The 22,091-nt window shown below is 38.6% G+C and carries 24 protein-coding genes and 1 pseudogene; 9 read left to right on the forward strand and 16 right to left on the reverse strand.

The genetic code is table 11. From position 1 onward, the window contains the following. Positions 1-98: 98 nt before the first annotated feature. A complete protein-coding gene (locus tag AOC03_RS01445; RefSeq protein ID WP_162199616.1) occupies positions 99-1,160 on the forward strand; it encodes a hypothetical protein in 1,062 nt (353 codons plus the stop codon). A 110-nt stretch (positions 1,161-1,270) separates the two neighbouring features. Continuing rightward, entirely contained in the window at positions 1,271-2,233 is a 963-nt protein-coding gene (locus tag AOC03_RS01450; protein WP_062533273.1) for a tetratricopeptide repeat protein, read from the forward strand. Positions 2,234-2,366: 133 nt separating this feature from the next. Here the strand turns inward: AOC03_RS01450 and AOC03_RS01455 are convergent, their stop codons facing one another. Next, positions 2,367-3,110 carry a tetratricopeptide repeat protein gene (locus tag AOC03_RS01455; RefSeq protein ID WP_062533274.1) on the reverse strand — a complete coding sequence of 248 codons (744 nt, stop codon included), beginning with the start codon at positions 3,108-3,110 and terminating at the stop codon, positions 2,367-2,369. A gap of 275 nt (positions 3,111-3,385) precedes the next feature. Here AOC03_RS01455 and AOC03_RS01460 point away from each other — a divergent pair, with 275 nt between their 5' ends. Then, a complete protein-coding gene (locus AOC03_RS01460; RefSeq protein WP_227514259.1) occupies positions 3,386-4,642 on the forward strand; it encodes an ATP-binding protein in 1,257 nt (418 codons plus the stop codon). A 68-nt stretch (positions 4,643-4,710) separates the two neighbouring features. On the opposite strand, the gene AOC03_RS01465 is transcribed toward AOC03_RS01460, so the two are convergent. The 6 genes and pseudogenes from AOC03_RS01465 to AOC03_RS01490 all read right to left on the reverse strand — a co-directional run bounded on the left by AOC03_RS01465 (position 4,711) and on the right by AOC03_RS01490 (position 9,869). Beyond that, the gene (locus tag AOC03_RS01465; RefSeq protein WP_062533276.1) at positions 4,711-5,208 is read right to left on the reverse strand and encodes a GNAT family N-acetyltransferase; all 498 of its coding nucleotides are present in this window, start codon (positions 5,206-5,208) and stop codon (positions 4,711-4,713) included. Positions 5,209-5,384: 176 nt separating this feature from the next. After that, on the reverse strand, positions 5,385-6,077 hold the full coding sequence (locus AOC03_RS01470; RefSeq protein WP_062533277.1) for a thiopurine S-methyltransferase: 693 nt from the start codon (positions 6,075-6,077) through the stop codon (positions 5,385-5,387). Positions 6,078-6,212: 135 nt separating this feature from the next. Continuing rightward, positions 6,213-6,890 (reverse strand): annotated as a pseudogene (gene leuE / locus AOC03_RS01475) (leucine efflux protein LeuE). 113 nt (positions 6,891-7,003) lie between these two features. Continuing rightward, positions 7,004-7,477 carry a GNAT family N-acetyltransferase gene (locus AOC03_RS01480; RefSeq protein ID WP_062536354.1) on the reverse strand — a complete coding sequence of 158 codons (474 nt, stop codon included), beginning with the start codon at positions 7,475-7,477 and terminating at the stop codon, positions 7,004-7,006. Positions 7,478-7,666: 189 nt separating this feature from the next. Continuing rightward, complete coding sequence (locus AOC03_RS01485) at positions 7,667-8,419, reverse strand: AraC family transcriptional regulator (RefSeq protein ID WP_062533278.1); 753 nt, start codon at positions 8,417-8,419, stop codon at positions 7,667-7,669. A 49-nt stretch (positions 8,420-8,468) separates the two neighbouring features. Next, entirely contained in the window at positions 8,469-9,869 is a 1,401-nt protein-coding gene (locus AOC03_RS01490) for a PLP-dependent aminotransferase family protein (protein ID WP_062533279.1), read from the reverse strand. Positions 9,870-10,028: 159 nt separating this feature from the next. On the opposite strand from AOC03_RS01490, the gene AOC03_RS01495 reads away from it, so the two are divergent. The 3 genes from AOC03_RS01495 (at position 10,029) to AOC03_RS01505 (ending at position 11,646) form a co-directional block, all read left to right on the forward strand. Then, positions 10,029-10,670 (forward strand): FMN-binding negative transcriptional regulator, encoded by a 642-nt coding sequence (locus AOC03_RS01495; RefSeq protein WP_084785736.1) that lies wholly within the window; start codon positions 10,029-10,031, stop codon positions 10,668-10,670. A gap of 63 nt (positions 10,671-10,733) precedes the next feature. Further along, entirely contained in the window at positions 10,734-11,336 is a 603-nt protein-coding gene (locus AOC03_RS01500; protein WP_062533281.1) for a DJ-1/PfpI family protein, read from the forward strand. Between the two features lie 70 nt (positions 11,337-11,406). After that, the gene (locus AOC03_RS01505) at positions 11,407-11,646 is read left to right on the forward strand and encodes a DUF1272 domain-containing protein (RefSeq protein ID WP_062533282.1); all 240 of its coding nucleotides are present in this window, start codon (positions 11,407-11,409) and stop codon (positions 11,644-11,646) included. An 18-nt stretch (positions 11,647-11,664) separates the two neighbouring features. Here the strand turns inward: AOC03_RS01505 and AOC03_RS01510 are convergent, their stop codons facing one another. The 4 genes from AOC03_RS01510 to AOC03_RS01525 form a co-directional block, all read right to left on the reverse strand. Beyond that, a complete protein-coding gene (locus tag AOC03_RS01510) occupies positions 11,665-12,609 on the reverse strand; it encodes a DMT family transporter (protein WP_227514260.1) in 945 nt (314 codons plus the stop codon). 507 nt (positions 12,610-13,116) lie between these two features. Then, the gene (thrH, locus tag AOC03_RS01515; protein ID WP_062533283.1) at positions 13,117-13,731 is read right to left on the reverse strand and encodes a bifunctional phosphoserine phosphatase/homoserine phosphotransferase ThrH; all 615 of its coding nucleotides are present in this window, start codon (positions 13,729-13,731) and stop codon (positions 13,117-13,119) included. A 72-nt stretch (positions 13,732-13,803) separates the two neighbouring features. Then, positions 13,804-14,766, reverse strand: coding sequence for an EamA family transporter (locus AOC03_RS01520; RefSeq protein WP_062533284.1), 963 nt, complete (start codon positions 14,764-14,766; stop codon positions 13,804-13,806). Between the two features lie 94 nt (positions 14,767-14,860). Next, entirely contained in the window at positions 14,861-15,571 is a 711-nt protein-coding gene (locus AOC03_RS01525) for a LysE family translocator (protein WP_157049270.1), read from the reverse strand. A gap of 140 nt (positions 15,572-15,711) precedes the next feature. On the opposite strand from AOC03_RS01525, the gene AOC03_RS01530 reads away from it, so the two are divergent. Continuing rightward, on the forward strand, positions 15,712-17,121 hold the full coding sequence (locus AOC03_RS01530; RefSeq protein WP_062533286.1) for a PLP-dependent aminotransferase family protein: 1,410 nt from the start codon (positions 15,712-15,714) through the stop codon (positions 17,119-17,121). A gap of 50 nt (positions 17,122-17,171) precedes the next feature. Here the strand turns inward: AOC03_RS01530 and AOC03_RS01535 are convergent, their stop codons facing one another. From AOC03_RS01535 to AOC03_RS01545, 3 genes are all read right to left on the reverse strand, one after another. Then, positions 17,172-17,729 carry a MepB family protein gene (locus AOC03_RS01535; RefSeq protein ID WP_062533287.1) on the reverse strand — a complete coding sequence of 186 codons (558 nt, stop codon included), beginning with the start codon at positions 17,727-17,729 and terminating at the stop codon, positions 17,172-17,174. Between the two features lie 215 nt (positions 17,730-17,944). Then, on the reverse strand, positions 17,945-18,751 hold the full coding sequence (locus tag AOC03_RS01540; RefSeq protein ID WP_062533288.1) for a PhzF family phenazine biosynthesis protein: 807 nt from the start codon (positions 18,749-18,751) through the stop codon (positions 17,945-17,947). 31 nt (positions 18,752-18,782) lie between these two features. Continuing rightward, on the reverse strand, positions 18,783-19,325 hold the full coding sequence (locus AOC03_RS01545; protein ID WP_062533289.1) for a TetR/AcrR family transcriptional regulator: 543 nt from the start codon (positions 19,323-19,325) through the stop codon (positions 18,783-18,785). A 124-nt stretch (positions 19,326-19,449) separates the two neighbouring features. On the opposite strand from AOC03_RS01545, the gene AOC03_RS01550 reads away from it, so the two are divergent. Continuing rightward, positions 19,450-20,115, forward strand: a complete 666-nt coding sequence (locus AOC03_RS01550; RefSeq protein WP_062533290.1) for a LysE family translocator — start codon at positions 19,450-19,452, stop codon at positions 20,113-20,115. A gap of 158 nt (positions 20,116-20,273) precedes the next feature. Here AOC03_RS01550 and AOC03_RS01555 read toward each other — a convergent pair whose 3' ends face one another. After that, positions 20,274-20,792, reverse strand: a complete 519-nt coding sequence (locus AOC03_RS01555; protein ID WP_062533291.1) for an HPP family protein — start codon at positions 20,790-20,792, stop codon at positions 20,274-20,276. 148 nt (positions 20,793-20,940) lie between these two features. Here AOC03_RS01555 and AOC03_RS01560 point away from each other — a divergent pair, with 148 nt between their 5' ends. After that, the gene (locus AOC03_RS01560) at positions 20,941-21,480 is read left to right on the forward strand and encodes a TetR/AcrR family transcriptional regulator (protein WP_062533292.1); all 540 of its coding nucleotides are present in this window, start codon (positions 20,941-20,943) and stop codon (positions 21,478-21,480) included. On the opposite strand, the gene AOC03_RS01565 is transcribed toward AOC03_RS01560, so the two are convergent. Then, positions 21,477-22,043, reverse strand: a complete 567-nt coding sequence (locus AOC03_RS01565) for a cysteine hydrolase family protein (RefSeq protein WP_062533293.1) — start codon at positions 22,041-22,043, stop codon at positions 21,477-21,479. The genes AOC03_RS01560 and AOC03_RS01565 overlap by 4 nt on opposite strands. Positions 22,044-22,091 lie beyond the last annotated feature (48 nt).

Below are 22,091 nucleotides of genomic sequence, written 5' to 3' on the forward strand. Positions count from 1 at the left end.
GGGGTATATCGCATTATACAAAAGTCACTCACATTTTATTTAGTTAGATTTCAGGCTGTTTTATACAGGGTATGATTATGCTTAAAGTACGCGCTCTTATGAATATCAACGCTCTGATACTTCCTCTTATCATAAGCCTTGGTGGGGTAGTCGTTGGCTGTGCGAGTACGTCAACTTCACCGTTAAAACCTGGAAGCAGTAACGTTAGCCCTATTAGTAAAAACACTTTAAGCGATGCAGGTAAGCCAATTATTATTGATAATAGTCCAACAGGAGTCATATGGCAGCTTATGCCTGAAGCGCCTGGAAGTCTCATAGCACAGGGTAATGGGGTGTTTGTATCTCTAGTAGCACCTATAACTTCTCCCAAAGTGATTGCTGAAGTTGGCTATCAGCCCTATATTTCTGTTAACGGTCGTGATTGGACACCTGCTCCTTCTAGGATACCTGTGTCAGGAAGAAGCTTAATCTTTGCTAATGGATGGTTTTATGATGCAGGTGAGGGCGTACCACCACATAATAATACTGGCGTTATTGTACGTAGTAGAGATGGCGTGAATTGGGAGGAAGTTTATTCTCAAGGCCGCAATCCTTTTACTAGCATTCGTTATCTAAATGGGGGATTTATCGCTACTGGTCAATACGGATTAGTAGCTAGCAGTCGTGACGGTGAGCGCTGGAGACAACAGCAAATAAAAAATGTGCCTGCTTTTTATGACGCCGACTATTTCGCTGGTGAGTATTTACTAACGGGCGACGCTATGGCTCTTTATGCTTCTAATAATCTGACTAATTGGCGCAATTTATCCACTGAAAATCTATTAAGTGCAGGTCCACGCAATCTACAAAATAATTCAGATATCCTATTATTACAAACTGATGGTTATCTTTATATTTACCATGATAAAAAATGGACATTTAATAAGCTACCAAAGGATGACAGTAGATTTAATTACTACATCAGTAAGCTATCGCCCTCATCAGAGGATTTTGTTGTTACCAATAAAGATAAGCAAGTACTTCGATCAAAGGACGGGAAGAATTGGCAGACGTTGAGTCAGCTCCAACCCGCTGATCGTAATACTAGTTGTGAGTCACGCTGTATTATCTATGATTATCAGATTGTGAAATTACCGAAGATGGCTGTATCCTTCCCTTAAAAACAACAACACTTATAATTCGAAATTGAATGTGTCTATCTGTAGTACACCTGATGAGATCGGCTGATAAATTATAGGGTTATCTTGATTAACGAACAGGACAAGCAGCTATGAAAAAAAGGCTAGCAACATTTTTATTGACTGGCTTGATGCTGACAGGATGTCATAAAGTCATTGATACTCAGATGAGTAGGCCTCAAAACGTAGTTTCAGCCGTAAAATCAGCTGTTGAAAAAGAATTTGAAGACCTTACAGTACAAGCCAATGAAGGCAATGCTGAGGCTCAATATAGCCTTGCAGTCATGTACGACGATGGCGAAGGTACACGCGAGGATAACGCTAAGGCCGTTGAGTGGTATACAAAATCTGCTAACCAAGGATATGATCTTGCTCAATATAACCTTGCAATAATGTACAACGATGGCGAAGGGGTAGATCAGGATCGCTCTAAAGCTATTGAATGGTTCACAAAATCCGCTAACCAAAACTACGCTAAAGCCCAATTCGAACTTAGTAGAACTTTCTACAATTACGATGGCAAAGGTACAGATGAGGATTACGATAAACATCTCGAGTGGCGTGCAAAAGCTATTAACCAAGGGATTGGTCCCATGAAATTCATCCATGGCGTACCACATCGAAAGAGCGGTCGTGTGCGTCAAAATGATGCCAAAGTCGTTGAGCAGTGGCAGAAATTAGCCAACCAAGGCGATGCTGAGGCTCAATTCAACATTGGTAACGCTTACTACGAGGGTAAAGGGGTACGTCAGGATTACCCTAAAGCTATCGAGTGGTATACAAAAGCCGCTGACCAAGGATATGTTCCTGCCCAATACCAACTTGGAACAATTTATAGCTATGGCGAAGGTGCGCCTCAGGATTATGCTAAAGCCGGTAAGTGGTATCTAAAAGCCGCCAATCAAGGTGATGCTAGATCTCAATATAACCTTGGTATGATGTACTTATTTAGCCACGGTGTACGTCAAAATACAGTTATAGCGAAAAAGTATTTTATCAAAGCTTGTGAAAATGGATATCAATTGGGCTGTAAAAACTCAAATATATCAGACTAAGTATCTAGAAGCCTGTTTGATTCATAGTGTAGGAAATAAACAGATGGCTGTGCGTCCAGTTTTTTAGGGCTTTCTTGATTATAAATATTCTCTATACCAACAATCGATTTCTAAAGTGGGTGAATTAACAACTTTACTCATTAAGTTTTTGATAATCATCGCAACCATCTTGATAGCCTTTATCACAAGACTTACCAAGCCACTCTTTTGCAGAAACGATATTCTGTTTTACTCCTTCTCCTTTGACGTACATTACCCCAAGATTGCGTTGAGCTATAGCATGCCCTTGATTGGCTGATTTTTGAGTCCATTCAAATGCTTTAGTATCATCTTGAGGAACGCCTTTGCCTTCGGCATATATCACCCCAAGGCTATATTGAGCTGCAGCATCACCCTGATTAGCTGCCTTATTAAACCACTCAAAAGCCTTAGCGTCACTTTGGGTTGTGCCTTTACCCTTAAGATACATATCTCCAATTTTTGATTGGTATAAATCAATACCGTCATCGGCTAAGTTTTTATATAACTTAAATGCTTTAGTATCGTTTTGACCCACGCCTTGACCCTTCTCATACATCAATGCCAGCATTCCCTGCATTTCTTTGTCTCCATGGTTAGCTGCTTGTTGTAACCAATAAAATGCTTTTGAATAATCTTGAGGAACGCCTTTACCATAGTAATATATAAGCCCTAATTGTCCTTGGCTTGAAGCGTCTCCTAGATTAGCTTGTACTGTGAGATCTTCAAAATCCTTCTCAACATCCGATTTCACGGTTGGAACATTGTTTTGAATGCTATTCATCTGAGTATCAATGGCTTTATTACACCCTGTCAGCATGATGCAAGTAAGCAAAAATGCTGCTAGTCTCTTTCTCATAACTGCTTATCCTATTATTTAATGAAGTTAACACTATAATTTATTATTTTAATATGCATTGTGATATTCAAATATATATTCTTAGATGGCCTCATTTGGTATGCTCTAAAAGAACCTGAAAATTTAATCAGCAGATTATACGTCAGTAAGAAGCCATTATTTGCTAGACTCATATGCTTCGGTTTTAAGGGATATTAAAAGTCTTGATCTATAAAATTATCTCAAACAAGCATTTGCGTATAGCATTAGTATTTTTGCTAATACAGCAAATTATTGTGGCGTCATCAACGTATTTTATTGCTCGCCTTGCACAAAGTCTGACCGAGGACACTATTTCAATTTTATATATGGTGCTATTTGCCGTATCTTTAGTAGCGGTTTATATACCTGCATACTTTTGTGTCACCAATACAGAACGCGCTAAATGCGATGCTCATAAGCTGTACAATGATAATTTTCATACTGTTTTTTTAGGTAAGACCCATTTATTATCCAGCGATGAATTGCAGAGTACAGCAACGACAACACTCGCTCAGGAAAGTAATTACACCCTTGAGACGGTCATTGATAGTATTTTTGATATTTCAGCTTTGGTACTCAATGTCTTATTTAATGTGTTGGTCATAGCTTGGTTTTTAGATGGCACCTTACTGCTTGGTTATGCAGTAGGTATTATTTTTGCCTCAATGTTTGTGCATTTCAGACGACACACCCTAAAAATGGCTGCTAAAACAGACCAGCAATCACGGCTGAGTTTAACCGCTAAACTTTTTGACAGTTGGGATAACGTCGTTATTTTCAATAAGCATAATTACACGCTCTATAACAATATTGTTCAGAAAAGCTTTGCAACAGCCAAGAATAATAGCGTTAAATCTACCTCGATCCAGCACATCAATTCAAGCTTAGGCATGATCATATTGATGCTGCCTGTCTTTGTGGTCACTGCTTTTATTTTTAATAAAAATTGGCATGATGCTGCGACGATGGCTGTGCTAATCGCCACTCTGCCAAGACAAATTCAGCTATTGCAAATGTGCTATGCCTTGATTGGCTACCATACCAGTATTGGCGTTATTAAAACGATGCTAGATGGCATCTTAGAGGTTTTAAAACCTACTACTGTGGATTTAGATACCTACATTCAGGCAAACCAAATACATGTGAAGCAAACAGGGGAAATTTTTAATTCAACACAATTACCCAAGCAAGGTAGAGTAACGTTGGTTGGTAATAATGGCGTTGGTAAATCCTGTATGTTACTTAAGCTCAAAGACCACTACCAAGAACAGGCTTACTATTTACCTGCCAAGCACAATTTGTATTTCAATTACAAAACTGACAAAGCCCATAGAGGTTCAACAGGACAACAACTCATCAAGCAAATTCAAGAAATTAGAGAGGACGACCAAAGTACGATTGTCATGCTTGATGAATGGGATGCCCATTTGGATAAGGATAATACCCAAATGATAGATCAATATCTTGATGAGCTTGCCCAAGCAAGACTGGTAATAGATGTTAGGCATTGAGTTAAAAAACTCTTAATCTCCTCCCTTATAGCTTGCTGAACATATATTTTTAGTCATGGTGAAAATTGTTAAGACATAAATCGTTTCATTAAAATCTCATCAGTATATTGCCCATTAACTTTCATTGCCTGTGTTTCTATACCATAAGTTTCAAAACCAAATTTTTTGTAAAGATGAATCGCAGGCTTATTATCATCGGCAACAGTAAGTAAAATTTGCTCTACATGTTTTTCACTATATTCTATGATTGCACTAAGTAAGATGCTTGCCACGCCTTTTTTTTGAAACTCAGTTTCAATAAATACACTTGATAAAGAGGCTTTATGAGAAAATTTTATTCCATTCTCTTGTGTTAAGGTTGCTAAACCTATAATTTTATTTTTATAATAGGCGCCAAATACAGTTGAACTTGATAAACAGCTTTTGAAAAAAACCAACGGTTTCTCTACTTCTGCTATATAGGTGGATCCAAACATTTCGGGAGATTTTTCCAAGGCTGAAAGTCTGATAGTTCTGAAATCGTTAGACTCATCCACGCTCAAAATTTTAATCTTAACATTTAACATATGATCCCCTTTAACGTTGGCTTTAACGAGTTATTTTTCGCTTTGACTAAAAGATTTATTAACTTTAAAGCAGAATTTTTAATTCTTAATATCAACTTTACCATCAAAACTCTTTACTAAAACAGCGAACATTCTAGATCACTTCTTGATTAGACAAGCCAGATGTAGATTAGGAATTAATTTTTATATACTAAGGTATATACAAGGCGATATCCTGAATCACCTGCGGTAGAAACATAGTCTACTTTCTCTTCTGCTATCAATTTTATCTCATAATACTCAGCATAGTATTGCTCAAGTTGAGATTGTGTCACTAAGAAAGGGGGCAAGTTTTTATTATTATCACTGCGCTGCTTTTCGCCATCATAAGCAAAAGATAACAGAAGTTGGCTTGCTTTATTACTAAGCACCATAATTTTCTGTGTATAGCGTGTACGTAGATTATCAGGGTTCATATCTGGAAGAGCAACTAATGCACCACGATCATAGACAGCATCTATTATTCCAATATCAATGGGACTTAAATCAAATATATCAGCCACCCAAATTTTGAGAGTTTGTCCTTCGTGTTCAGCTTGATAATAAGTGAGGCTAGGGGTAGTTGGATGTAGCGATACTGTCGCTTGCAAATTGTTTTCGGCAAAAAACTGTATAACTGCTATCTCTGACAGCTCAACACCAATAACGTCAAAACCCTGACTGGTAAACCATAGCATATCCACGCTCTTACCGCATAAAGGTACAAAAACGCGTCCATTTTTAAATGTATTAAGTGCTTTGAAATGATGCGTTAACATAGAGTTTGGTTTTTTCTGAGTAAAATTAGTTTGGCTCTTTTGCCATGCATTTTTCCAAAATTCAGAAGTCATAAAATCAACCTTTGTCGTATATAGTTCATTTCAAATAAAAATATTGTGTTTTGTGCATAAGAGGAGGTAAGTATTCAACCACCTGAGTTTGTTTATCAAGCAGTTCTCGATTCAATTTATTAATAATATTCTATTTCACCCCAATTGAGCTAACCACAAGCTCGCTGCAAAGCCAATAAATAGCAAGCCTACCAATCCCATACTCAAGACCACTAACTATGGATACTGACGAAAGCGCATTGCTAAACGTTTACCTGATAATACCATCAGACTCTGATAGCACAGGCTTAATACTTGCAAAATAATAGCCAGCACTAAAAATGAGACCAGTGGTTTAGAGTAGGTAGGGTCGACAAATTGTACAAAAAAAGATAAAAAAAACAGAACTCCCTTTGGATTGGTTAAACTTAATAACATACCTTTTCTTAAGAAGCTTCGATTAGTTGATTTATCAGGCACAGCTAAAACGGTTGTTCTAGACATCTCTTTAGATAAAGATGCTAAAGCTCGATTTTGATACGTCTCATAAGCTTTCATCAACAGTTTTAGTCCGAGGTACACTAAATATAAGCCGCCAATCATTTTCATAGCGATAAACAATGCAGGATATATTTTTAATAAAGTACCTGCTCCTAGTACTGTTAGCAATATCAAAATACTATCACCCACAAAAATACCAGCGACAGCGTAATAGCCTCGGCGTACACCATAAGAGGCTGAAACCGACAAACTATATAAGCTGTTTGGCCCTGGCAACACGATTACAATAATAGAGCCAATCACATATGCAACTAAATCAGTAATTCCAAACATAAAAACCTTCATTAATTTTCTTTAAAAAACTGAGTTTTAAACCTAAATTACGAGCAATAAAAAAGAGCCGAAATTACTCGACTCTACTATGTATGCTAAATAGATAGGAGTTGTTATAAGTTATGTCGATATTGAACCATGTCAGTAAGCGTTGCGAGTTTATCGTAAAGTTTGCGTGCAGTTGTATTTTCTTCCTGTGTCACCCAATAGACCCGATTGCAGTTTTTAGATTTAGCGAAAGTATACACCTGCTTAATTAAAGTTTGTCCTATTCCAGAATTTCGTATAGATTCCGCCACGTATAAATCCTCTAGATAACAAACGTCCGTATTGTTCCACGTGTTCGGATGCAATACAGTATGAACAATGCCCACAAGCAGGCCATTTTTATGGGCACCAAAGCCAAAAATAGGCACGCTATTGTCTAACAGTTTCTGCCAAGTATACTGACTAGTTTCCAGTGGTAATGACGTTTTATAAAACGTTAAATATGCATCCCATAATACAAGCCAATTATCATAATCGGCAGAGTTAAGAGGTTGTATTACAATCTGGTCAGACTGGGGTATTGAAGATTTTTTATTCATTACGCTTTCCAAAATAGGTTCCATTCCCTACCTAAAAATAGGTTGATAAACTGAATTAATAACAAAGGTGTTTTGGTATGGTTTGTCCCAATTGCTATAAATTATCATAGCGTAATTAAGCTTACTTCAAGCATCAAAAAAGACGGCATTACATACAAATAGGATGTTTTTTGAAGATATATTTTACTATCAACTCGAATGTGCCAAATGACGTTTGCGGCACTCACTTGGTGTTTGATTAAATCGTTTTTTAAAATTACGCACTAAAGAGAGGGTATTATTGTATCCACATTGCTCAGCAACTATTCCAACAGGTATATCGGTGTTTAGCATAAGGCCCAAAGCTGACTGCATTCTAATCTCTGTTAGATATGCTAAAGGCGTACATGTAAACTGTTTCTTAAACGTCATTTTAAACTGGCTTTCACTCAAACACGCTATCTGCGCTAGTGATGAAATAGTATGTGCACCTGCTAAGTCATTCTTCATAGTCTCTATAACTAATAGTAAACGCGGGTTTGTCTTACCTACAGGTGTCATCGATCCTAACAATGTTTTTAGCAGAGCAAACATTTGCGCTTCTGCCTGCTGATCGCAAGCGGACTGTAATTGCTTTTCCATAAATGTTAAAAACAGCAAAGTCTTTTCATCTAGCGAAAAATGCATACTTGCCTCTGATGTCCATAAGCTATCAATATTCTCATGCAAGTTCACAGTCAGAAATTTGAAGTTATTATCTGATAAACACTTATGAAAAATACCTTTGCTGACTAATAGCGCCTCTCCGTAATGAATGCGTACGGTCTTATCACGCACACCTGTATCGAGGTAGGTCGTTAATGGAATAATCAGTTGATTGAAATCATGGAAATGCCCCTCACTCGCTGTATTCAAATAGCTTCGGATATATAACAGATTTTTAAAACTACTTTCTTTAATCATAAGGTATTCAACTACTGTCTTTATATTGATGAATATTGTTTATTAAGAATTATTTATGCTGTGAGCTTATGTACACATCCAACCATCTCAGAAACTCATGACTCGTCGTCGCCACATTTAATCTTAAATACGTTGAAGGCTGAGCACTTGGATTAAATAACTGACCAGGGGCAACAAGCCAGCCCTCTTTATAAGCCTCTAAGGCTAGCTTTCCAGAATCCACGCCAGTATCTATCCACACAAAAATACCCGGATTGGTATGTTCAGGGTAAGTGATACCTATTTTAAATAGCGCATCTCGCATATCTTGATGGGCAATATAGAGTTTCTGATGTACTTTCTTGAGCTGACGACGATATTCTCCTTGCGTCCACAGCCGATGAACCACGCGCTCGCCAAACTCAGGTGAGGTCATATTGCTAAGGGTTTTAAGCTTAAGTATCTGCTTGATAAATCTATCAGGACTGGCCAGCATGCCCACGCGCCAGCCGGACGCCATCGACTTTGAAAAACCAGTGGCATAAAATACTCGCTCAAACTGGTCTATATTGGCATACCTAAGCGGCTTTTCATCAGGTAAAAATGCGGCGTATAAATCATCCTCAAAAATACAAACATCGTATTCATGCATTAAGTTTAAAACTTGATGGGCGCGGGCAGGGTGTAAATTATAGGATGTTGGATTATGAAGTACGCTGTTAGTAATGTATAACTTGGGACGATACTCTTCTAAAATCTGTCTCATTCGTTCAATGTTTGGGCCTTGGTGGTCGCGTTCAACTGATACCACCTGATAGCCTTGTTGTTGTAAGGTACTCGACGTCCAATACCAGCCAGGACTATCCACTAAGACCGTATCGTCTACGTTTAGTAGGAGCTGAATAACCGTCAAAATAGCCTGCGAAACTCCTGTTGTAGTAATAATATTATCGGCACTAGTATGAATGCCTAGCAAGTCTAAGTACTGTACTAATTGCTCACGTAAAGGTAAATAACCTTGAGTTTCACCGTAGTTATATATAAAGCTATCGATATCTTGATTAACCTGTCTAACCGCCCATTGCATCCTATCATTCTTAATCCACTCAACAGGCAGCTCACCTGATCCTGGTGCTCGGTGATTAGGAATATCGTTCAACATCTGCTGTACTAGCCAGCTGGTATCAACCATAGCCTCCTTTTCCACAAGCTCTGGATTTCTATCATAATTCACTTGAGGTAAAACATAATAGCCGGAATTTGGCTTAGCCATTAACACATTCGTAGCGACTAGTTGCTCATAAGCTTGGGTCACGGTAAAGCTCGAAACATCCAAAATCATGGCTAGTTTACGTACGGAAGGCACTCTCTGGTAGGGTTTGTAGATTTGACTATCCATTCGCTGCTGAACCCATTCGATCACAGCTGCTGTTTTACTGATATTAGGATTAAGAGTGAGAGTGTCGTTCATAAAGTAGTTGGCTTATTATTAGAATTCAGAAAGTGTGCCCATAACTGTCAAGGGCTATCTAACTATACACTTTGTTGGTAATTTTAAAAAATGCATCGGTATTCTTAAGTGGTGAAGTCGTACTATTACTCCATATATACAATACAACGATTTGGAGCCATGATGTTTACCCCTAAAGCTTTTAAAGAAGACAGTTTTGAGACCATACAAGCGTTTATTAAAGAAAAGCCGTTAGTGACGGTCATTGCACAAACGGGCAACGGACTGGAAGCTTGTCATATTCCCATGTACTGGCAAGATGATGGTAGTGAGTTTGGTTGCCTATATGGTCATATTGCTAAGGTAAATGCGCTAAGTAACAGTGCCAATCTTGCTGCGCCGTGGCTGATCATCTTTCAAGATGCTGGACATTATATAAGTCCTAATTGGTATCCTAGTAAAGCAGTAACTCATAAAGAAGTACCGACATGGAATTATCGTAGTGTCCATATTATGGGCAATGTCAGCTTATTAACCGCGCCTGAAACGCTTATTGAAATCTTATCAAAGCAAACGGCTAATTTTGAAGCCAGCCAGCCTAATCCTTGGTCACTTTATGATGCGCCTGTAGAGTACATTCAGGCGATGTGTCGCGCCATCGTTGGTATTCGTGTCGATATAACCGATGTTCAAGCGCAGTTTAAGCTGAGTCAAAATAAAACGGTTGAGAATAGAGTAGGGGTTATCGCAGGATTGAAAGGGCTTGGAACGTTTGAAGCTGACAAGATGGTAATGTTAGTTGAAAAGGTAAATGAAGATTAAGCTTGATTATAAGGGTATAAATGAGCGATATTTAATTTAATAATATTAACCCAAGGACACCCTATGACAACTATGCGAACCGTTGGCATATTACTTTTTAACGAAGTAGAAGTATTAGACTTTGCAGGGCCTTTTGAGGTTTTTTCGTTGGCTGAGGCTGCTAATACCAGTGATAAGTACTTCAAGGTCATTACCATTGCTGAACATCAAGCATCGATATCTGCTAGAAATGGGCTAAAAGTAATCCCTGATTATAGCTTCGACAATCATCCCACTATAGACATTTTAGTTATTCCTGGCGGTTATGGTGCTGAGAAGGTTGAGATAAACAATCCAGTAGTTATAGATTGGATTATCTCTCAAGCAAAGCTTACCAAGTTAACGCTTTCAGTTTGTACGGGCGCTTTGCTATTAGCTAAAGCTGGATTGCTGGCTGGCAAGTCTGCAACCACCCATTGGATGGATTTGGATAATTTAGCATCCTATCCCAATATTGAAGTTATCGCTAACACTCGTTTTGTCGATGCTAGCGATAAGACGACTAATATTGTCACCTCAGCAGGAATAAGTGCAGGTATTCACGCTAGCCTGTACTGTGTGGAGAAGTTAATAGATAGTCAGACTATGCAAACAACTGCAAGACGTATGGAGTTTGATATAGGTTAAAAAGCTAAAAGTGAGATAAAGTCTCTCTATTTGATATCACTTAATACTACTAATGAAAATGGAAAATAATATGCTTGAGCTGCGACCCAATTGTGAGCGCTGTGATAAAAACCTACCGCCTAATGCTACTGATGCGATGATTTGTAGTTTCGAATGTACGTTTTGCGCCTCTTGTGCGACTAGTGCTTTAAACCAGCATTGCCCTAATTGTGATGGTAATTTAACCCACCGTCCTGTACGTCCTGCATCATTGTTAGAGCAGTATCAGTATCCGACATCGTTAAAACTTATTGTAAAAAAAGACAGTTAAAATATAGCGTTTAGATGTCTACTTATTGCTATTAACTAACGTAGGTTTTTTGGATAAATTAGTAATTGTTATAACACCTAAAATAACCAAACATGCTCCTACCCAAAACCTCATAGTCGCCGCTTCATGCAATATTAACCACACAAAAAACATAGCAAATAGAGGCTCTGATAACTCAAGAACTTGTACCTTAGACGCAGGCAAATACTTTAAAGCGCTGGTCGTGCAATAGAATCCCAAGATCGTTGGGAAAGTAGCCAAGCCCAGTAAGCCTAAAACGGATGGATAACCTATGTTGATAGGCTCAAAGGTCACAATAAAAGGGATGAATAAGAACACAGAGCCAAATAGTAATAAGTATTTGGTTAAATAAATTCCACCTTGTAAACCAAAACGTTGCATCAATACTGAAAACAGTCCGTAACCACTACCCGCCAGCGATGCAAAGAAGATTAAGTTCAAATTGACACTGCTAGTCCAAGAAATAACAAATATCCCAGTAACGGCCAATAATATTCCGAGAATAGTACTTAGTAATAATTTTTCTTTAAGTAGTAGTGCACTAAATAGGGTTGCTGATATAGTTGCCGCTGCCATCAATACCACTACGACATTAGCAGGGTTGCCATACTCATAAGCCTTAGTCTCAAATACAAACAAAGTAAAAATGCCGAGAAAGGCGCAAATAGCAACTGTCCACATAACTCGCTTATTACTAGAACCGACAAATTCAGTAGTGATAAGATGCTGATACTGCATGCGCTTTGGCGTTTTGCTTAACAGCGCTGATAGCAAGACAAAAGCAATAATAGTTTTTAAAAATGCAATATCATTACTTTTGAGTCCGGTATTCATTAGTAGCACACTAAATATACCTATCGTGGCGTTAAGTGCGGCTGCTGCTAGGGCAAATGAAACACCCAGTGAATTACTTAAGTTATTGTGTGGTTTCATAACTTTCATTGGACAACCTTATGATCGAGTATCTTTTTTCTATCCGCGAAGTTAAAGATTAAAAGTATAAGTCCTAGTAACATGACAACTAAACCTACTAATTCATTTGCTGCTATTTGAAAGCAGACTTTCTACCTAGCCCTATCTTCACATTCGCTAATACCAGTCCTGATAGGATAAACAGCATAGCCAGCATCTTCCATCACGTCACAATTTCCCCCATAAGCAGCACTGAGGTCGCCATACCGAATACGGGCACCAACAAGGAAAATGGTACAACTTTAGATGCTGTATTTTGAGCCAATGAATACGTTCAAAGCCCAAACTCTATTAAGGTTGCGAACCGCTCCTAAAATACCGAAGGCAGTTTGTTTAAGTTAGACTATTACATATAACGGATTAAGATTATCTAATTGTAATGGCTGCTTATGTAGGACAACGAAAGACTAAAAGCAGTGCAGAAGTAAGCGAAATTGGAGATATCAGGATAATTGTATTCATCTTTAGCTTATTAGGTTAGTGAGTACGATACCAGTTCTCTTGATTAATGAAATACTCCAGTTCCTTATAGTCTTTGCAGGCGGGAATATTGGGTCGCAACGCTGAAATGTGTTCTGGTGCATGAATAAAGGCACTGCAATTTGCAGCATCTAGCATACCGATATCATTAAAACTATCACCTGCTGCAAAAATCTCAAAACCCAGATTTTGGAAAGCTTGTACACATTTCGGTTTTTGGTCAATTAGTCTGGGCTTCCAACCTTGTACTGTTCCATCCTCTGCACGAATTAGATTATGACAATATATTGCAGGCATAGTTAGTTTTAAACCTAGTGGCTGAAGAAACTCATAATAAGAATCAGAGACTAGCGAGACCTGATAGCGTTGTCGTAATCGTAACAAGAACTCTGCTGCACCAGGTAGGGGGTCAACATGGGTGGCACAAGCAATCAGATCGTCAAATTTTATGCCTTCAATATTTAAAGCAGTAATTCGGCCAGCCATAAGTTTGTTATAATCTGGCTCATCACGAGTAGTAAGCTCTAAAGAAGTAATTCCAGTTTCTGCCGCAATCGCTTGCCATACTTCGGGGAATAAAACACCTTCAACGTCAAGACATACCATTTTCATATAAGTTTCCTTACTTAGTAAACTGAATAGATAGATTTTATTTGAGTGCACCCTAAAACTATCCAGCTGATTTTATGAGTGAGCCAGTTTTTTAGCGCGGCTTAGCTTCACGTTTGCCAATACTAAACCTGATAAAATGAACACCATCGCTAGCATCTTCCACCACGTTACGCTTTCCCCCAGCAGCAGCACCGAGGTGATCATTCCAAATATCGGCACGAGTAAAGCAAATGGCACAACCTTAGACGCTGTATTTTGAGCCAATAAATGCGCCCAAAGTCCAAATCCTATCAAGGTTGAGATATAGACAATAAAGCCAAGTGATAACCAAGATTTAAGCGAGGCTTGCGTAAACGTTTTCAACTGCCAAGCCTCAGTTTCAAAGATAAAAGAAGATAGCGTTAAAATTGCGCAGGCAATCAGTCCGCCCCAAACCACCAAGGCTAGAGCAGATAATGCCGATGCTTTATTTTTATTACCGGCAGATGAAACCGTCGATGTCGATACGCTAGGATTTTTTAGCGACGCCTGTTTATTAGGGGGCGCTGATACCTGCTTTGAGGCAATGTTGCCAAAGCTCCAGCCGATTGCCGCAATCAAGATACAAATAAAACCAATCAAAGGCATATCGCCGCCAAGGTTGAGCGCAATCACGCCCAGTCCCAGCACACCGACTATCATACCGATAATCTGCATGCGACTTACTGCCTCACCTAATAGGACATACGCCAGTAATACCGTGATAAAAATCTGAATTTGTAGCAATAACGCTGTCAGCCCTGCTGATGCGCCTAAGTGCATGGCAGTAAATACAAAAGCATACTGCATCACAAACGTACCGATAGCATAGATAAATAGCGTACGGTTAAACTTGGGTGGCTTGAGGAAAAAAACCAGTGGCACAGCGGTAAAGAAAAAACGTAAAGCCGTGAGCATTAACGGTGGAAAACTTTCGAGCGCCCACGCAATAAAGGTAAAGTTCACACCCCAAATAAAGGTAACCAGTATCGCTAAGGCGATGTGTAAAGGGGTCATAAGATTGGCCTAGGTAATTGTTATTATTGGTTGTTGTTAGTTGTTATTGAAACTTGTACTTTAGTTATGGAAAAATTTTATCTATAGCCAAAATTTATAACCACAGTGTCACTGCGCAATACAGCGTCATAAGTACAATCAAGCCGTGAATAACGCGCATGACTCGCGGTAGATGCACCAGCGTTCGCAGCCAATGACCACCTGCCGCCCAGCAGCTGATGGATAGCAGATTAATAATCGCGCTCATTGCCAGTAGTAGATAGTTATCCAACCAAGGCTTGCCGGCATGGAACATTGCTAGACTTGGTGCAACCACCGTCATTGTCCATGCTTTTGGGTTAAGCCATTGAAACAATAACGCCTGTCCAAAGTTTAGCGGCAATTCACCGAAGCGTTTTTTGACCTCAACGTTCTTTGCCTGAATAAGGACTTCATTCGCTTGCTTATATTGTTGCTCATGCTTTAGGGCGTCATTAACGACCGCGATAAAGTCGGTTTTAGCCATCTGATATGTGAGCCACAACAGATAGAGTGTGCCCAATATTCTTATGCTAAGCATGACAGCGGGGAAGCTGATAATTAAGGCTGCCATGCCCCAATAGCTAAGCCACAGCATAACCGTGACGCCAACAGTAATACCAAGCATATGCCAGCGACACGCCCAAAATCCGCGTTTAATACTACCGTGTAACAGCATTAAATTATTGGGTCCTGGCGTGACAGAATTGATCAGCATAAAAAGTGCCAGTGCTGTGATACTGCCTTCGAAGCTCATTTTGCCCACCACTTTTATAGGTTTACTCACTCTTAAGAAGACTCACTATAATTTAAAAAACCATAACAGACCCGATACAGTTATACTCACGATGAACAAAGTGTATAGTCATACTCAACGTAACAATTTATCGTTATAGCAAAAATCTATAAAAGCAGGCGTATCTTATTATGGTCGAAACTTATACCTTAAACTCCAATCTCACCAAGACAGCCGCCGTCGCTGAATGGCTACAGCAGCGTATTGACTGGCAAATTTACTTGCCTAATCAGCGCGTGCCTTCAGTGCGAAAATTAGCGAAACTATTAGATATATCGAGCTTTACCGTAGTGCAAGCTTATGAGCAACTGGTCGCTACTAACGTATTAATCGCTAAGCCCAGCTCAGGCTATTATGTCAATACACAAGCAAAATTAGCTCAGCCGAATGATGATAAAAGAGCGGTCATTAAGTCCCCGGTTATAGACACACGTTGGTTATTACAAGTCTTTAATAGCACCCCGCATCACCGCTCACCAGGATCAGGAACCTTGCCAAATAGCTGGGTACGCAATGATAAAATGGAATGGGCGATACGGCAGGTTACTCAGCAAGCGGATGACTTCATTTATAACTATGGGAGTATTCAAGGTTATTTGCCATTACGTCAGCAATTTGTGCAGCATTTGAATACATTAGGGATGCAAACTCATGCTGAGAATGTCATCACTACAGCAGGTGTGTCGCAAGCTGTGACCATGATCGGGCGGCTGCTGACCCAAATTGGCGATACTGTATTAGTCGACGCACCTGGCTGGTACTGGCTAACCAGTTGCTTACAACAACAAGGCTTAAACGTTGTCTCCGTAAAGCGCGACTATCAAGGGCCTAACATTGAGCAAATGGAAAAGATGTTTGCTACATACCGCCCTAAGTTATATCTAACTAATAGTGTGCTACATAATCCCACCTCTTATAACTTGCATCCTGCTCGCGCGCATCAAGTACTTAATTTGATCCATAAATACGACGCTTACATTTTCGAAGATGATTTATATGCTCCCTTTGTACCCAATGGCCAGGCACTACGTTATGCCAGTCTCGATCAGTTTGAACGGGTGTTTTATGCAGCAGGATTTTCAAAGTCAATGGCATCAGGGTGGCGTGTGGGAATGCTGGTATGTCCTGAAAAATTTATTGATGACGTCATACGAAGCAAAATTTTAAGTAATTCAAATACACCAGAATTTGGTGAACGCGTTGTTCACCGTTTGTGGACTCATGGCGAATATCGTAGGCAAATTAAAAAGGTTCAGCAGCAGTTATATGCCGCTCATGAAAGACTGCGTGAGGCACTACCAAAGATTGGACTTATTTATCCAGAGCATACACAGGCAGGCATGTTTGTCTGGGTAGACACGGGGCAAGATACCGGAGAGTTAGCATTACAAGCTTATAAAGAAGGTTGGCTGGTTGCGCCAGGGCATCTGTTTAATCCAGATGCCATTGCCTCGACGCATCTGCGTTTGAATGTATCAACGACGAGTGATGAGTTCTTGGATTGGTTGGGAGGATATTTAAGTGGTTCAAATTATGAATAGCGTTGAAAGTAGGGTGTACTTTAAGCGTAATAGACACAATTCAACATATATTAGCTAAACATTCTAATGAAAGAATTTAAAATGTCCTCGCAGTTATTAAAATTTAAGAAGTTCTCTGTTTGCCATTTCTTTGTTCGTTTAGCCTGAGCAGCGGTTGGAGTTGTCCAGGGTGCGTATACTCTAATTCCTCGTTTACCACCTTTTGTATTTTTTGAAAAAACATCTTTCTTAGCAAGAAGATTGGCGCTAAAAACAAAGATTCCAAAATTAGTACCATTATTGACAGCTATAATCACCCAGTCCAGTCCATCGTTCAGATCAAAAGGTGAAATCTCACTACTAGGAGTCTCGCGCTTCCATATCGTTACAAAATGACCCGTTTTCTTGGGTGTTGTTTTGGCTTGTCTATATAGTACAGTCTGTCCATTTGATTTAAATTTAAGCGCTGTGTACTCTGCACCTTCTATTTCATGTTCAACATTTTCTACTGTATAACCTGCTGGATTAAACAGCTTTTCTAATATAAGAGTAAACGAAGCCGGAACTACTGCTATAGCAGAATTTTCAGAGTGAGGATAGCAGACCTCTGATTGATCGTATATTCCCATATGTACTGTCCAGAGTCGTATGTCAGTTTATAAGTTTAAAAAATTATCTCAATAGTATGATTATTATGCTCATTTAGATAGAGAAAATACCCAAACCATATATCGATATTAGCTGCTCCTAGCATGACCATTAAAGGGTTATATATATATATCCCGCATCTATCGTAATTACAGTATCACTATCATCTGTCTAAAATCATTCAAAGTTTATAGTACTAAACCGTAATAAACCCTGTTAAATACTGCGTCGCATTACCAGAAACAAATACTCTATCATCTGCCACAACACATCCAAGTATTCCACCTCGACTTGACGCTTGGTAGGCTACTAATTCATTTTTACCCAAACGTTCTGCCCAAAAAGGTGCGAGTCCCGTATGAATGGACCCAGTTACTGGATCTTCATTACCACCGTTTGCTGGGACAAAATATCTAGAGATAAAATCATAGTCTTTAGACTCAGAAAGGCAGGTGATTACTAGCTTTAAAGGTGCAATTTTTTTAAGTATCTCATTGTTACGCTCTACAGACAGAACATCAGATTCAGAGCTATAAATTACAAAATAGGCTTGTGTATTACGATAGACTTCAACAGGAGCAATAGATAAACCAGTTAACAAACTATCAGGAATATCATTAACTCTCTCAGGCTTAGTATTTGGAAAGTCCATTTGTATTTTGCCTACGTCTGTTTGTACGATTGTTAGTACTCCAACCGCTTTGGCCGAGAGTTTAATCGTTTTTAAAGTAGGATTCTTATTAAATATTACAAAAGCTGATGTTAAAGTAGCATGACCACAAAAAGCGATTTCAGTCGTTGGAGAGAACCAACGAATATGATAAGTCCCTTTTTCATCTGACTCATCGGGAACTAAAAAAGCCGTTTCGGGTAAGTTGTTCTCCATTGCAATGGATTGCATTAAGTCTTCGCGTAGCCAATTGTCTGTGATAATAACTGCAGCTGGATTTCCTTTAAAAACGATACTAGTAAAAGCATCGACCACATTGATCTCGAGTTGCATTTCATGTCCTTAGTTATGGGTTATGTAAGTTTCATTTAGCATAATTCAACATTGTTTCAATTAATGCCCACGACTCTGTAATCGCAACATTATCTCCATATACATTTTCATTAACGGTTGCGCCATCTAAAATAATTCTGATTTGCGAAGCCGATAACTCAGTTTTTATATCTTTTAATACAATAGAGATAGTATTCGTCAACCATGTTTTGTGCTCGATAATGATAGGGACTAAAAGTACATCATGAATCAGCTCATCGTTAGCTTTAACAAACATGCAGCCAAAAAAGTCTTTTTGTTTAAACCAATTTTCATACCATTCAAATAAACCTTTCAGCTTAGCTATGCCGTTGTTACAAGAATCTAATGTTTGCATGATACTGGTTCTAATTAGTTTATCTCGTTCTAGTAGACACTCTCTTATCAGATTATCTTTCGATGGAAAATACTTGTAAAAGGTCATTTTGGCCACGTTAGAATCATGAATGATCCTATCTACGCCAACATTCACAAAACCATATTCGTTAAATAATTTTATGGAAGTATTTAAGATATCTTCCTGCTTCTTTGACATAAGTTCGTAATACCTGTTTCAAAAATGAGTTAGAGGACAATTATAAGCCATATAATATTTATATACAGACCTGTATGTATATAATATACTGCCAACCATTATTCTTGTCTAAGGAAATTAAAAGATGGACTACACAACTTGGTTAGCTTTTACCCTGATGGCAACCTTAATAGTTATCTCGCCAGGACCAAATGGTGTCATAGTGCTAAAAACGCTAGGGCAGTATGGTTATAAGCCGACATTAGCCACTATATCAGGTCTATTTTGTGCCACATTTATGCATGGATTATTCGTTCTGTTTGGGCTATCTGCTTTGCTTATTTATATTCCTCAAGCTTTTATAGCGATCAAGATAATGGGCGCACTGTATTTATGCTATCTAGGCATTAAATCTCTCAAGGAGTTTTTTAACTATAATAAATCTAAAAATAACAGCATAGATATGAATGCTCACGTTCAAAGATCTGATGATCAAAAGTCATCTAGATATTTCTGGCAAGTCGGTTTTATTACTCAAATTCTAAACCCTAAAGTATCTGCTCTTTATTTAGCAGTTATTCCAAACTTTGTTGACTTCACCTCTGCAACAGCAACGACTGACACTTTGCTATTAACCTTGACTCACGCCAGCATTGTTGGCAGTTGGTTCATATTAGTAGCAACCGTCAGTATGAAACTTTTGCCTTATTTTAAAAATGCTTCTATCGGTAGGTGGTTAAATGGTTTAGCGGGTATTGTCATGTTGTATTTTTCTGCGATGCTACTGACTTATGAAGCTAAGAAAACATAGCTATATTATTTTAACTAAGTTAAATAGTATTTTATGCTCTCTTACCTAGCATATTTTCCGACAAATTATTGGCAATCAAATTATTGGTAATCAAATTATTGGTAATATATTTGAGATTATAGTAAATGGTTTGGGGTTAACTTTATATAGTTGTAGAGTCACCACCAATACGTTGGATACTGCTTATCCCTACCCAAATTGTTATAAATCAGCGCTACCATGACCAAAACGATTGAACCGAGTAGGGTAGGTGTTATCAAAAAACTCCAATTTACTGCGCCTAGCATAACTATTAAAGGGTTTGACCCAGCAGGTGGATGAGGCATTCTAAATATCAGCATTAGTGCAATGGCAGTGCCAACAGCCATTGCCATACTCCACCAGTGAATACCAAAAAGTGTCATAAAAACCAATCCTGTAAGCGTTGCTATAAAGTGACCGCCTATCACGTTTCTCGGCTGCGCAAAAGGGCTGGCAGGATACGCAAATATCAGTAAACAACTGGCACCAAATGACCCTAAAATCATAATAATCTCTATTGAGCCTTCTAATATAGCAAGCGTTGCTGTTGCGATAGTCCCGCCTAGCCAGGCCACGAATATCATCGATAACGGCAATCTTTTTGGACATTGACTTACTTGGCTATGTAACTTATACCAATTAAAAAATGAATGCATGCTGATTCCTATTGTAAATAAACAATTTAAAACTACTACTGATATACTTATCAGTATATTATGCAAGTATACCGAACGGTATATATAAATAATAATTTTTTTGAATAAAATAATAGGAATGAAAAGAATAGAATAGGAAACCCAGCCAATGCAATTACGAGACACTATTCTACAAAAAAGTTATGAGCTCTTTTATAAGCAAGGCTTTCACGATAGTGGAGTAGAGCTATTAGCAAAGCAAGCAGGGATTACGAAGCGGACTTTATATGCTCATTTTGGTAATAAGGAGGGCTTAATCGAAGAAGTGCTTAAATATCGGCATCAGATGTTTATGACGCAATTAATAGATTACTTGGATGGTTTTGAGATTAAGGAAACAGCAGATGTTGCTAGGTATTACTTAGCCTTCTTAAAAGACTGGACATCATCAGAAGGTTTTTACGGTTGTATGTTTATTAATGCTTGCGCAGAGTATTCAGATGCCCAATCCTCCCCGCATCAAATAGCCAAAAAGCATAAAACTGAGGTTAGGAAGTGGCTATTTGATAAGTTTGAAGAGGTAGGTGCCAAGAATGCTAGGCAGAAATCTGACACTCTGTTCGTATTTGGGGAAGGTATTATTGTTGCCGCACAAACGGGCCAGGAGTCATTGGAGTTAGATACTGAATTTTTTAAGATTTTTGCTTAAAGAGTATGAAATAAAGCTTCAGTAGTAATTACCTTAGCAAACTCCTCATTTAAGCTTGCCAGCGTAGTCTGATGCATAAGCTCTGCTTCATATTTTTCACCGTTGATACCTACTCTATCAAATGTGGCAGTAGCATCAGCTATCAAATAAGTCTCATAGCCATAGTTACCTGACATACGGGTAGTAGTAGAAATACAGTGGTTGGTCGTCAATCCAATAATGACTACCGTTGATATATCTTGATTATCTAATTGTTGTTTTAAGTCGGTACCAATGAAGGCGCTATTCACCTGTTTGGTAATCACGGTCTCATCTTTATTGGGCAAGGCATATTCGCTGAACTCAAATCCTGAATGGGTAGGATATAATCGAGAATTAGAATTAAGTGAGCTATGACGTACATGAAAAACAGGCAATTTATGCTCTCGCCATTTCTGTAGTATCTCTCCGCAAATTTTTTCAGCATTTTTATTATTACGATTACCACCCCAATAGGCTTCATCTTCGAAGCCTTTTTGAACATCAATAACTAGCAAAGCTGGTTTCTTATCTCGTAAGCTCATTATTTTACCCTTATGATAGTTTGTGCTTATAGGTTAAATGGAGTAACC

The organism is Psychrobacter urativorans (assembly GCF_001298525.1).
Classification (GTDB): domain Bacteria; phylum Pseudomonadota; class Gammaproteobacteria; order Pseudomonadales; family Moraxellaceae; genus Psychrobacter; species Psychrobacter urativorans_A.